A 12,450-nucleotide genomic window follows, 5' to 3' on the forward strand; every position below is an offset into this window, starting at 1 on the left:
TCGAACGTGAATACGAATAAGTTACAAATACACGGATTTGGTGACTACTGGTTGATGCCGGTTGCCCCCCTTGTTTCGCCTGGGCAAATAGCAAGTGACCAGGGGGGGAATTTACTGAGTGAAGGTCAGGTGGCGGGTAGCAGCGAGGAGTGGTGGCTGGTAATCAGCCATTGCGTCCCGTCCCAGCGATACGCGAAGGAATAGCGGGCCTTCACCTCTTTGCCGGAGGCGGCGAAACGGAAGGTGTAGAGGCCGGCATGGTGGGCGCTGTTGCAGTCGATCTGGACATGACTGGTGTCGAGGCTGCCGACGGGGCGATCCTTGAGGAAATGCTGAAAGTAATCGACCTTCTCGTCGAATGTCAGCCTGGGGGTTTTGGAGACAGTGGGCAGCAGGAGTGCATCGGTTGCATAGAGCGCGGCAACTTGTTTTGCATCGCCGGTTTTAAGTGTGTCGTTCCAGCGCTCGAACAGCGCAACGACCTGGTCCTGGCTGACACTCTGGCACTGCATGGCCAGCGATTGGGCCTGGGCAGAGCCTGTGCCGAGCAGGGTCAAAGAAATAAACACGGCCGATATCCGTAGCATGACAATTCCTGAACAAAGGATTCATTGGCCGGAACAAACGTCGGCCATTCTAGAGGCGGCCACAGTCTATCGGACATGAAAAGCCGGTTAAAGGGGGGCGGACACGGGGATCTGGTGACAGGAAAAGTATGTTGCCGAATCAGGCAGCGAAGGCCTCCTCCAAAGAAGGCCTGCATACCGGGGCAAGGTTTTGACGGCGACGCGAGCGTCGCCTTTTGCGTGTCAGGCCTGGAGCGCGGTAGAAGCAAGGGCTCCCTGATCGTGGGCTTGCTGCAGCAGCCTATTGAGCTGTGCGACCTGTTGCCTGAGCTGGTCGCGCTCGTCCTTCAACTGGCGCAATTCATCGCGGCGCACAGTGACGTAAAGGGTTTGGGGAGGACTTGCTGGCAGAACTGTACCCATTGCACACCTCGCAAATGGCTTGTCACAAACGAGATCGCAGACGCTGGCAACGTTGAGTGTGCCCAGGCTCGAATCTCAATCGGGGGCAAGTTTGAATTCTTTTTTGCTGTTATGGAACTTTTTTACTTTTTTCAATCTGCGCTAGTAGCAATCGTCTGCGTAGAGTACGCAAGAAGCTCTCCTGCTCGTACTGGACTAACCTGAGTATCCAGGGGATGCCCTGCGTAACTCACCTTCAATCGTATCGAGTGGAGCATCGGCATATGCAACTGGGAATCGTGGGACTTGGCCGCATGGGCGGCAACATCGCAAGACGACTGCTGCTGCGCGGGCACGAGACGATGGTCTTCGATCGCAATCAGTCATCGGTCACGGCGTTGGAGGCAGAGGGGGCCAAGGGGGCGAAAAGCCTGGCCGACCTGGTCCAGCAAATGACCACGCCGCGAGCGGTCTGGGTCATGCTGCCGGCTGGCGCGCCGACCGAAGAAACCATCGAACAACTGAGCGCCTTGCTTGAGCCGGACGATGTGATAATCGATGGCGGCAACACCTTCTACAAGGACGATATTCGTCGAGCCGCGAGCCTGGCCAGGCGGAACCTCCACTATGTCGATGTGGGTACTTCCGGTGGCGTGTGGGGCCTGGAACGTGGCTACTGCATGATGATCGGTGGCGAGCAGGCGGTGCTCGAGCGCCTCGATCCACTGTTCGATGCGCTGGCGCCAGGCGTTGGCGATATTCCCCGCACGCGCGGGCGCAGCGGGCCAGAGGAGCGTGCCGAACGTGGCTATATCCACGCAGGGCCAGCGGGTGCCGGTCACTTCGTCAAGATGATCCACAACGGTATCGAGTACGGCCTGATGCAGGCCTATGCCGAGGGTTTCGACATACTCAAGACCAAGGCCTCGCAAAGCCTGCCGTCAAACCAGCGCTTCGACCTGAACCTGGCCGATATCGCTGAAGTCTGGCGGCGCGGCAGCGTGGTGTCGTCCTGGCTGCTGGATTTGACCGCCGATGCCCTGGTCAGTGACCAGCAATTATCCGGCTACAGCGGCGCGGTCGCCGACAGTGGCGAAGGGCGCTGGACCATCGACGCAGCGGTGGAACAGGCCGTGCCGGTGCCCGTGTTGTCCAGTGCACTGTTTGCAAGGTTCCGCTCGCGCCAGGAAAGTACCTATGGCGACAAATTGTTGTCGGCCATGCGCTTCGGATTCGGTGGCCACGTCGAGACGCCTAAATGACTACAGCAAACGTTGAAGCGGCACCTGCAACCACCCTGTTTCTGTTCGGCGCCCACGGCGATCTGGTCAAGCGCCTGTTGATGCCAGCCCTGTACAACCTCAGTCGCGATGGCTTGCTGGACAATGGCCTGCATATCGTCGGGGTCGATCATAACGAAGTCAGCGACGCCGAATTCGCCGGCAAGCTGGAAACCTTCATCCATGAGCAGTGCCGCAGCAAAGGCGACCAGGCGCTCGATGCCCGGCTCTGGAGCAAGCTGGCCAAGCGCATCAGCTACATCACCGGCGACTTTCTCGACGAGGCCACGTACGCAACCATCGCGAAGAAAATCAAGGCTCATCAAACCGACAATGCCGTGTTCTACCTGGCCACCTCGCCACGGTTTTTCAGCGAAGTGGTGCAGCACCTCGGCGCCGCCGGGCTGCTCCAGGAACAGCCCGACGGCTTTCGGCGGGTAGTGGTCGAAAAGCCTTTCGGTTCCGATTTGCCCACCGCCGAAGCACTCAATGCCTGCCTGCTCAAGGTGATGAGCGAGAAGCAGATCTATCGCATCGACCATTACCTGGGCAAGGAAACGGTGCAGAACATCCTCGTCAGCCGCTTCTCCAATGGACTGTTCGAAGCCTTCTGGAACAACCATTACATCGACCATGTGCAGATCACCGCGGCCGAAACGGTAGGGGTCGAGACCCGAGGCAGCTTTTATGACAGCACCGGCGCCTTGTGCGACATGGTCCCCAATCACCTGTTTCAACTCCTGGCCATGATCGCCATGGAGCCACCCGCCGCGTTCGGTGCCGATGCGGTACGCGGCGAAAAGGCCAAGGTGATCGGCGCGATCCGGCCCTGGTCCAAGGCCCAGGCCCTGAAAAACTCGGTGCGCGGGCAATACACGGCGGGCACGATCGGGGGCAAGCAAGTGCCCGGTTATCGCGAAGAGGCCAAGGTTGACCCGCAGAGCCAGACCGAAACCTACGTGGCCCTGAAGGTGATGATCGATAATTGGCGCTGGGTCGGGGTGCCGTTCTACCTGCGCACCGGCAAGCGCATGAGCGTGCGCGACACCGAAATCGCTATCTGCTTCAAACCTGCGCCCTATGCGCAGTTTCGCGATACCGAGGTCGAGCGCTTGAAGCCCAACTACCTGAAGATCCAGATCCAGCCCAACGAGGGCATGTGGTTCGACCTGCAGGCCAAGCGACCAGGGCAAAAGCTTGAGATGGCGAACGTCGAACTGGGTTTTGCCTACAAGGATTATTTCCAGATGCAGCCCTCGACCGGCTACGAGACCTTGATCTACGACTGCCTGACGGGGGACCAGACGCTGTTCCAGCGTGCCGACAACATCGAGAACGGCTGGCGTGCGGTACAGCCCTTTCTCGATGCCTGGCGCGAAGGCGGTGAGGTCCAGCCGTACGCGGCTGGCGAGGATGGGCCGGAGGCGGCCGATGCCTTGCTTACCCCGGATAGGCGCGTCTGGCACAGTATCGGATAAGGGGCGCTGCCATACAGTGCCCGGTCCGCGACCGGGCACAATGCAGCCGATAGCCGCTGGCTTCAGAGCCAGAAGCTGACCGCCCACCAGCCCAGCACGCCCATCACCACGGTGTATGGCAGGGCCATCCAGACCATCCGGCCATAGGAGAGTCGCACCAGCGGGGCGATGGCCGAGGTCAGCAGAAACAGAAACGCCGCCTGGCCGTTGGGGGTCGCCACGCTTGGCAGATTGGTGCCGGTGTTGACGGCGATGGCCAGGGTCTCGAAGTGTTCCCGGCTCATGTGCCCGGCCAGGAAGGCCTGTTTGATTTCGGTGATATAAATGGTGGCGACGAACACGTTGTCGCTGATCGCCGACAGCAGGCCATTGGCGATAAACAGCATACCCGGCTGTTGATGGGCAGGCAGTGCCAGCACGGCCTGGATCAACGGGGTGAACAACTGCTGATCATGAATGACCGCCACCACGGCGAAGAACACCACCAGCAGGGCAGTGAACGGCATGGCGTCCTGGAAGGCCCGGCCGATTCGATGCTCTTCGGTGATCCCGGTAAAGGCCGTGATCAGCACGATCACCAGCAGGCCGATCAGACCTACCTCGGCAATGTGAAACGCCAGGCCGACGATCAGGATCAAGGCAGCCAGGCCTTGTACCAGCAACGCAGCGCGCTGTTGCGCAGTACGCTCGGCATTGTCCTGGGCGGCATACGCGGCCAGCACCTTGTGCACGTTATCCGGCAGCAGCGTGCCATAGCCGAACCAGCGCAGTTTCTCCAGCAGTACGCAGGTGATCAGGCCGGCGACCAGCACGGGCAGGGAAACCGGAGCAATCTTCAGGAAAAATTCGCCGAAGTTCCAACCCATTTCATGACCGATCAGCAGGTTCTGCGGCTCGCCGACCAGCGTGCAGACACCGCCCAGCGCGGTACCCACGGCGCCATGCATCAGCAGGCTGCGCAGGAAGGCGCGAAACTGCTGCAGGTCTTCGCGATGCAAGTGGGCGATGTCATGATCGCTGTCGATATTCGACTCTTCCCGTGGGTTGCTGCCCGAGGCGACGCGGTGATACACCGAATAGAAACCCACGGCGGCGCTGATGATCACGGCAATCACGGTCAGGGCATCGAGAAAGGCCGACAGGAAGGCCGAAAGGAAGCAGAACAGCAACGCCAGCAGGCTCTTGGAGCGAACGCCCAGCAGCAGTCGCGAGAACAGAAACAGCAACAGGTCCTTCATGAAGAAGATACCGGCGACCATGAACATCAGCAGCAGGATCACCGGGAAGTTGTGCTGCAGCTCTTCATACAAGGCCTGTGGCGTCGTCATTTTCAACAACAGGGCTTCGACCATCAGCAGCCCGCCTGGCATCAGCGGGTAGCACTTTAGCGCCATGCCCAGGGTGAAAATGAACTCGGCGACCAGAACCCAGCCAGCCGCCACGGGACCTGCACTCCACAGCAGCAAGGGATTGATGATCAGGAACAGGACAATGGTCGCTTTGTACCAGCGCGGAGAGTACCCCAGAAAGTTGCGGGCAAAGGCTTGGACCAATGAGCTGGGCATTGGAGATGTTTCCTTGGATTTCAAAAGGTGCGCAACTTGCCCGATGCGCGTGCGAAGATCAAGCAGTCCCGGTTTTGGCGCAAGTGCTGCCTCAAGCTGGAGGCATCCTTGATATAGTCCTTCGACGATTTACCCTACCCACTGTCGAGGATTGAAACGTGGCCGATTACCAGGCATTCAAAGTAGAGCTGACGGACAACATTGCTCATGTCCAGATCAACCGTCCGGAAAAGATCAACGCGATGAACGCGGCGTTCTGGAGCGAGATCGTCGACATCTTCCAGTGGATCGAATACACCGACGCGGTGCGGGTGGTGGTGCTGAGCGGCGCGGGCAAGCATTTCTCGTCGGGTATCGACCTGATGCTGCTGGCCTCGGTAGCCAATGAACTGGGCAAGGACGTTGGCCGTAACGCCCGTTTGCTGCGGCGCAAGATCCTGCAGATGCAGGCGTCGTTCAATGCCGTCGACAATTGCCGCAAACCGGTGCTGGCGGCCATCCAGGGTTATTGCCTGGGCGGTGCCATCGACCTTATCGCAGCCTGCGACATGCGTTACGCCGCCGACGACGCGCAATTCTCGATCAAGGAAATCGACATGGGCATGGCCGCCGATGTCGGCACTCTGCAGCGCTTGCCGCGGATCATCGGCGACGGCATGTTGCGCGAACTGGCCTATACCGGGCGCACCATCGATGCCGCCGAGGCGCGCAGCATCGGCCTGGTCAACCGCACCTGGCCCGACACTGCCAGCCTGCTTGACGGAGTCTTTGCCATTGCCCGTGAAATTGCAGGAAAATCACCCATAGCTGTCGCCGGCACCAAGGAAATGATCAGCTATATGCGCGATCATCGTATCGACGACGGTCTCGAATACATCGCGACCTGGAATGCCGCCATGCTGCAGTCGACCGACCTGCGCGTGGCCATGGCCGCCAGTATGAGCAAACAGAAACCGGAGTTTGCCGACTGACGCGCCGGCTTCGGGGGCTTGCAACCAAGGAACCTGAACATGTCTGAGCGTTGGATAACTGCAGTACTGGATACGATCGTTGGCGGCGGTTGGGCGGTTGCCCGTAGCTCTCAGGGTTTTCTGCTCGACGGCAATGGCGTGCTGTTCCCCCGTGAATGGCTCAAGCGCCAGGAACTGGATGTACTGTGCGAGCACGGCATCGGTCATTTCGATGGCGAGCCGGTCTACCTGCTCGAACTGAGAAACCCGCAGGACCTGCCGGGCTGCACCTGGCAGGGTTTGCGCCAGTTCATGCTGCAAGGAGATTTCGATACCTACAAGCTGCTGGGTTACGCCGCGCAGATTGGCACCTGGGCTCGCGAACATCGCTTTTGCGGTAGCTGCGGTGCCTCCATGACCCAGTTGCCACGCGAGCGCGCAATGTATTGCGAACCCTGCGATTTGCGTTGCTACCCGCGGATCGCGCCGAGCATGATCGTGCTGATTACGCGTGGCGACGAGGTTCTGCTCGCACGTTCACCGCGCTTCGTCGCCGGGGTCTACAGTACCCTGGCCGGCTTTGCCGAACCGGGCGAATCTGCCGAGGCTTGCCTGATTCGCGAAGTGCGCGAAGAGGTGCAGGTCGAGGTTGGCAATATCCAGTATGTGGGCAGCCAGTGCTGGCCGTTCCCGCACTCGATGATGCTGGGCTTCCATGCCGAGTATGTCAGTGGCGAGATCGTGCCGCAGGCGGACGAGATCGAGGATGCCCAGTGGTTTCGCATCGATGCGCTGCCACCGCTGCCGGCATCGCGCTCGATCGCCCGTTACCTGATCGACTTGTATGTGGCGCGGCGTTCAGGCCTGGCTGAACCAGTGCTGCCAGGCTAGGCGTATGGTCAGTCCCAACACGACGGTGATGAACACCGGGCGGATGAACTTGGCGCCGCCGCTGATGGCGGTGCGTGCGCCGAAGTACGCGCCAACCATCAATGCCGAGCCCATGCTCAGGCCGATCAGCCAGTCGACCTGACCGGAAAGGATGAACACCGTCAGGGCCGCTGCATTGCTGACGAAGTTCATGCTGCGCGCCACGCCGCTGGCGCGGACCAGGTCGATGGGGTAGAGCAGCAGGCTGCTGACCGTCCAGAATGCGCCGGTACCGGGGCCGGCCACGCCGTCATAGAAGCCCAGGCTGAAGCCCTGGGGGAACTGCCATTTCTTCTTGATCGGCGCATCGGCATCCAGCGGCGCCTTGGGCGTGCCGCCGAACAGCAGGTAGACCCCGCAGCCGAAAACAATCACTGGCAGCATCTTGTTTAGCCATTCGGCGGGCAGGTAATGAGCCGTGACCGCACCGATCGCCGAGCCCACCAGAGTGCCGACCAGCGCCTGGCGCCACTGCGCCGGGTGGAACAGCTTGCGCCGGTAGAAGGTGACGCTGGCGGTAGCCGAGCCGAAGGTCGAGCTGAGCTTGTTGGTGCCCAGCACCAGGTGCGGTGGCAGGCCGGCAGTCAGCAGCGCTGGGATGGTCAATAGACCACCGCCGCCGGCGATGGCGTCGATGAAGCCGGCGACAAAGGCCACGGCGGCGAGAATGGCGAGGGTGGTCAGGTCGACGCTGAGTTCGAAAGGCATGGGGATGGGCTTATTCGGCAGGGCGCAGAATGGCTGCGCGTAAAGCCGAGTATTCTACCCAAAAAAGCGCGGCCGCTGCGCGCCCGAATCGCTGGCAAGCCAGCTCCCACAGGGAATCAGTGTCAGCCCACAATCTTATGAACGCCTCTGACTCTGTGGGAGCTGGCTTGCCAGCGATGAGGCCCTTAAGACAGAAACCCACCGTCCACATTCAACGACACACCCGTGGTATAGCTCGAAGCATCACTGGCCAGGTACAACACAGCCCCCGCCATCTCACTCGGCGCAGCAACACGTTTCAATGGAATCTGCTGCAGCGCGGTATTGAGGATCGCATCGTTCTTGACCAGCGCCGAAGCAAACTTGGTATCGGTCAAACCCGGCAACAGCGCATTGCAACGAATGCCGAACTGCGCGCACTCCTTGGCAAAAACCTTGGTCATGTTGATCACGGCAGCCTTGGTCATCGAATAGATGCCCTGGAATTCGCCCGGCGAAACGCCATTGATCGACGCCACGTTGATGATGCTGCCGCCACCGTGCTCGCGCATCAGTTTGCCGGCTTCGACCGACATGAAGAAGTAGCCGCGGATATTGACGTCGACGGTCTTCTGGAAGGCGCTCAGGTCGGTATCCAGCACGTTGCAGAACTGCGGGTTGGTCGCTGCGTTGTTGACCAGGATATCCAGTCGCCCGAACTGCTCGCGAATGCCGGCGAAGACCTTGCTGATCTGTTCCATCTCGCCAATGTGGCAGGCCACCGCGGTGGCCTTGCCGCCCTCGGCAATGATCGCATCGGCAACATGCTGGCAGCCTTCGAGCTTGCGGCTCGAAACGATCACGTGGGCGCCTTGCTGGGCCAGCAGTTTGGCGATCGCCTCACCGATGCCGCGGCTGGCGCCGGAGACGAATGCGATCTTGCCATCGAGGTCGAACAACTGAGTCTTGGACATGGTTTTTCCTTGTTGTAATGGCTGTCAGAGGCTGGATTTGTTGATGACTTGCAGGCTCATCTGCTCCAGTAGCTTGTTCATCTGGATGAACTGCGCGAAGCGTTTGTCCTGGGTCTGGCCGTGGTAGAAACGGTAGTAGATCTGCTGGACGATCCCGGCCAGACGGAACAGGCCGTAGGTGTAGTAGAAATCGTAATTGCCGATCGCGATGCCCGAGCGCTCGGCGTAATAGTCGACGAACTGACGGCGGGTCAGCATGCCCGGGGCATGGCTGGGCTGGCGGCGCATCAGTTGCACGGGCGCGGGGTCATCGGCTTCGATCCAGTAGGCCAGGGTGTTGCCCAGGTCCATCAGCGGGTCGCCGATCGTGGTCAGTTCCCAGTCCAGCACACCAATGATCTGCATGGGGTTGCCCGGGTCGAGGATCACGTTGTCGAAGCGGTAGTCGTTGTGCACGATGCTCGGCTGGTGATGGTCGGCGGGCATCTTGTCCTTGAGCCAGGCCTTGACCGCTTCCCAGCTCGGCGCGTCGGGTGTCAGCGCCTTGTCGTAGCGATCGCTCCAGCCGTTGATCTGGCGCTGTACATAACCCTCCGGCTTGCCCAGGTCGGCCAGGCCACAGGCCTTGTAATCCACCTGGTGCAGCTCGACCAACTTGTCGATGAAGCTCTTGCACAGGGCTTCGGTGCGGGCTGCATCGAGGCCCAGTTCCGGCGGCAGGTCCGAGCGCAGGATAATCCCCTTGACCCGCTCCATCACGTAGAACTCGGCACCGATCACCGATTCGTCGGTGCAATGCATGTAAGCCTTGGGGCAGTAGGGGAAGCCACTGTTGAGTTGGTTGAGAATGCGGTACTCGCGGCCCATGTCGTGGGCGGACTTGGCCTTGTGGCCAAAGGGCGGGCGGCGCAGCACGAACTCCTGCTTCGGGTATTGGAGCAGGTAAGTGAGGTTCGAGGCGCCACCGGGAAACTGGCTGATCACCGGCGTTCCCTCAAGGCCCGGAATATGCGCCTTGAGGTAGGGGTCGATCAGACTGGCATCGAGTTCTTCGCCTGCGCGAATGCGGGTGGACTGGTCAGTAAGCGACATGCTTATCCCTTATGATTGAGGCCAGAGATTATTGGCTAATCTAATTCGCAGGCCCTGTACTCACAAGCGCCCAGCGGCCTTATTGGTGAGCGTGTTGCAGGTCAATCAGCGTTCTTGATGAGCTGCCGGCCAATGGGGTGCAAAAAAAAACCGAAGCACTCAAGGCTTCGGTTTTTTTGCATCCGGCGTTACGGCTCAGGCCGGGAACAGCTCGCTCAGCTTCATCGCCAGCATCATGTCGCCTTCGGCGCGCAGCTTGCCGCCCATGAAGGCCTGCATGCCGTCGGTCTCGCCGCTGACGATGCCTTTGAGGGTTTCGCCGTCCATGACCAGGGTCACCTGGGCGTCAGGGTTCTCACCGTCTTTCAGTTCGCAAGTGCTGTCCTTGACGATCAGGGAGAAGTTCTTTTCTTCGTCGATGCGAAAACCAAACACCAGGTCCAGGCCTGCAGCAGCGGCTGGGTTGAACTTGGCTTTCATTGCTTGAATGGCATCAGCTACAGAGGTCATGGTTCGATCCTATCTCAAGTGGTTCAGCGACCGGCGAGGGTCGCGATTAGCCGGACTCAACGGTAAGTGATGAGTTCCGGCGCCTTCATCAGTTGCAAATGGGTTTGACTGTTGAAGGAAGCCAGGGCCACCTCGCGACCGCGAAACCTCAGGCGGTTGAGCGAGGTGTTGATGATCTGCCAGTTCAGCTCGAAGGCCTGGGCGGCAGTCATTTGGGTGATCAGGTGGAGCAGGGCGGTGATGGTACCGCCGGAGGTGAAGATCGCGATGTCATGCGAAGGCTCGGCTTTATCCAGGATGCGCTGCAGGCCGGCCTGGACGCGCTCGACGAAGCCGAGCCAGCTGTCCAGCCCTGGCGTATCATAAGTACCGCTGACCCAGCGGGTAATGATCAAGGCGAACAGGCGCTGGAATTCACCGCGGTTCTGCCCGGCATTGCGCAGAATGTCCAGGGCTTCGGGCTCTTCGGGCAGCAGCGCCGGCAGCAATGCGCGGATTACCGCGTCGGCGTCGAACTCGTCGAAGGCGCTGTCGATTTCCAGGCCAGGCACTTCGATGCCGGCAGCCGCGACTTGTTCAAGGGCATGCCTGGCCGTGTCCTGCTGGCGACGCAGGTCGCCGGCCAGGCAGCGATCGAAGCGCAGGCCCAGTTGCGCCAAGTGTGCGCCCAGTACTTCGGACTGGCGAATGCCCACCGGCGACAACACGTCGTAGTCGTCTGCACCAAAGGAGGCCTGGCCATGTCTAATCAGGTAGATGCTGCCCACGTCCGCGTCGTCCCGGTACGTTGAAAGGTTTGGCGAGGTTAGGGGGATGCCTTGGACCTGTCAATAAAAAACATACGCTTGTTTGAAATTGTCGTTTGAAACTTTCGAGCAGATGTTTCGCAACTGGCAGGCACGAGGGCGCGTCGGTATGCTTGAGCCATACCCTAGCCCTTTACCCAGAGGGGCGCAAAGCGACTGAGGAGTAGCTGTGGAGTTTCTTGCCGAGTACGCCATCTTTTTGGCCAAAACCGTCACCCTGGTCATCGCCATCCTGGTGGTGCTGGCCACGGCTGCCGCGTTGCGCAGCAAAGGTCGGCGCAAGTCGGCCGGCCAGTTGCAGGTGACCAGGCTCAACGATTTCTACAAGGATCTGCGCGAGCGCCTGGAATCGAGCCTGCTCGAGAAGGATCAGCTCAAGGCCCTGCGCAAGGAGCAGAGCAAGGCCGCGAAAAAGCAGAAGAAAAAGCCCGAGGCGAAATCGCGGGTATTCGTGCTCGACTTCGATGGCGATATCAGGGCAACAGCCACCGACCACCTGCGACATGAAATCACCGCCTTGCTGAGCCTGGCCACGCCAAGGGACGAAGTCGTACTGCGTCTGGAAAGCGGCGGCGGCATGGTCCACAGCTATGGCCTGGCGGCTTCGCAACTGGCGCGCATTCGCCAGGCCGGCGTGCCGCTGACCGTGTGCATCGACAAGGTGGCGGCAAGCGGCGGTTACATGATGGCGTGCATCGGCGAGAAGATCCTCAGTGCTCCGTTTGCCATCCTTGGCTCGATCGGCGTGGTTGCGCAGTTGCCCAACGTCAACCGTTTGCTGAAAAAGCACGATATTGATTTCGAGGTGCTGACCGCGGGCGAATACAAGCGCACCTTGACTGTGTTTGGCGAAAACACCGAGAAGGGCCGGGAAAAATTCCAGGAAGACCTGGATGTTACCCATGAGTTGTTCAAGAACTTCGTTGCCCGCTACCGGCCACAATTGGCGATCAATGAAGTGGCCACCGGTGAGGTCTGGCTGGGCGTCGCGGCGCTGAACAAACATCTGGTCGACGAATTGAAGACCAGCGATGAATACCTTTCCGAGCGCGCCAGGGAAGCCGATCTGCACCACCTGCACTACGCCGAGCGCAAGAGCCTGCAAGAGCGTGTCGGGCTGGCAGCCAGCAGTTCGGTCGAGCGGCTGGTGGTCAATGCCTGGAGCAAATTGACGCAGCAGCGCTTCTGGTAAATGCTCATAAATATATAG

General features: G+C 60.1%; 13 protein-coding genes. 5 read left to right on the forward strand and 8 right to left on the reverse strand.

What is annotated here, in order from left to right; genetic code table 11:
• Positions 1 to 125: 125 nt before the first annotated feature.
• Both NVV94_RS10030 and NVV94_RS10035 read right to left on the reverse strand, forming a co-directional pair.
• Complete coding sequence (locus NVV94_RS10030) at positions 126 to 569, reverse strand: SgcJ/EcaC family oxidoreductase (protein WP_258447010.1); 444 nt, start codon at positions 567 to 569, stop codon at positions 126 to 128.
• A gap of 240 nt (positions 570 to 809) precedes the next feature.
• Positions 810 to 989 (reverse strand): DUF6026 family protein, encoded by a 180-nt coding sequence (locus tag NVV94_RS10035; RefSeq protein ID WP_258447011.1) that lies wholly within the window; start codon positions 987 to 989, stop codon positions 810 to 812.
• A gap of 263 nt (positions 990 to 1,252) precedes the next feature.
• Between NVV94_RS10035 and gnd the strand changes: the two genes are divergently transcribed.
• A complete protein-coding gene (gene gnd / locus NVV94_RS10040) occupies positions 1,253 to 2,230 on the forward strand; it encodes a phosphogluconate dehydrogenase (NAD(+)-dependent, decarboxylating) (RefSeq protein ID WP_258447012.1) in 978 nt (325 codons plus the stop codon).
• The gene (gene zwf, locus NVV94_RS10045; RefSeq protein WP_258447013.1) at positions 2,227 to 3,726 is read left to right on the forward strand and encodes a glucose-6-phosphate dehydrogenase; all 1,500 of its coding nucleotides are present in this window, start codon (positions 2,227 to 2,229) and stop codon (positions 3,724 to 3,726) included. The genes gnd and zwf overlap by 4 nt, the downstream gene beginning before the upstream one ends.
• A 62-nt stretch (positions 3,727 to 3,788) precedes the next feature.
• Here zwf and nhaB read toward each other — a convergent pair whose 3' ends face one another.
• Complete coding sequence (nhaB, locus tag NVV94_RS10050) at positions 3,789 to 5,291, reverse strand: sodium/proton antiporter NhaB (protein ID WP_258447014.1); 1,503 nt, start codon at positions 5,289 to 5,291, stop codon at positions 3,789 to 3,791.
• 158 nt (positions 5,292 to 5,449) lie between these two features.
• On the opposite strand from nhaB, the gene NVV94_RS10055 reads away from it, so the two are divergent.
• Both NVV94_RS10055 and nudC read left to right on the forward strand, forming a co-directional pair.
• Positions 5,450 to 6,262: a crotonase/enoyl-CoA hydratase family protein gene (locus NVV94_RS10055; RefSeq protein ID WP_258447015.1), complete on the forward strand. Its 813-nt coding sequence runs from the start codon at positions 5,450 to 5,452 to the stop codon at positions 6,260 to 6,262.
• 39 nt (positions 6,263 to 6,301) lie between these two features.
• Complete coding sequence (nudC, locus tag NVV94_RS10060) at positions 6,302 to 7,132, forward strand: NAD(+) diphosphatase (RefSeq protein WP_258447016.1); 831 nt, start codon at positions 6,302 to 6,304, stop codon at positions 7,130 to 7,132.
• Here nudC and NVV94_RS10065 read toward each other — a convergent pair.
• From NVV94_RS10065 to NVV94_RS10085, 5 genes are all read right to left on the reverse strand, one after another.
• Complete coding sequence (locus NVV94_RS10065) at positions 7,100 to 7,879, reverse strand: TSUP family transporter (protein WP_258447017.1); 780 nt, start codon at positions 7,877 to 7,879, stop codon at positions 7,100 to 7,102. The two genes, nudC and NVV94_RS10065, sit on opposite strands and share 33 nt — an antisense overlap.
• A gap of 185 nt (positions 7,880 to 8,064) precedes the next feature.
• Positions 8,065 to 8,832: an SDR family oxidoreductase gene (locus NVV94_RS10070; protein WP_258447018.1), complete on the reverse strand. Its 768-nt coding sequence runs from the start codon at positions 8,830 to 8,832 to the stop codon at positions 8,065 to 8,067.
• A gap of 24 nt (positions 8,833 to 8,856) precedes the next feature.
• Positions 8,857 to 9,924 (reverse strand): phosphotransferase family protein, encoded by a 1,068-nt coding sequence (locus tag NVV94_RS10075; RefSeq protein ID WP_258447019.1) that lies wholly within the window; start codon positions 9,922 to 9,924, stop codon positions 8,857 to 8,859.
• A gap of 195 nt (positions 9,925 to 10,119) precedes the next feature.
• A complete protein-coding gene (locus NVV94_RS10080) occupies positions 10,120 to 10,434 on the reverse strand; it encodes an SCP2 sterol-binding domain-containing protein (RefSeq protein WP_258447020.1) in 315 nt (104 codons plus the stop codon).
• Positions 10,435 to 10,490: 56 nt separating this feature from the next.
• Positions 10,491 to 11,201: a histidine phosphatase family protein gene (locus tag NVV94_RS10085; RefSeq protein ID WP_258447021.1), complete on the reverse strand. Its 711-nt coding sequence runs from the start codon at positions 11,199 to 11,201 to the stop codon at positions 10,491 to 10,493.
• Positions 11,202 to 11,409: 208 nt separating this feature from the next.
• Here NVV94_RS10085 and sohB point away from each other — a divergent pair, with 208 nt between their 5' ends.
• The gene (sohB, locus tag NVV94_RS10090; protein WP_258447022.1) at positions 11,410 to 12,432 is read left to right on the forward strand and encodes a protease SohB; all 1,023 of its coding nucleotides are present in this window, start codon (positions 11,410 to 11,412) and stop codon (positions 12,430 to 12,432) included.
• Positions 12,433 to 12,450 lie beyond the last annotated feature (18 nt).

It is taken from the genome of Pseudomonas sp. LS1212 (genome assembly GCF_024741815.1).
GTDB lineage: Bacteria > Pseudomonadota > Gammaproteobacteria > Pseudomonadales > Pseudomonadaceae > Aquipseudomonas.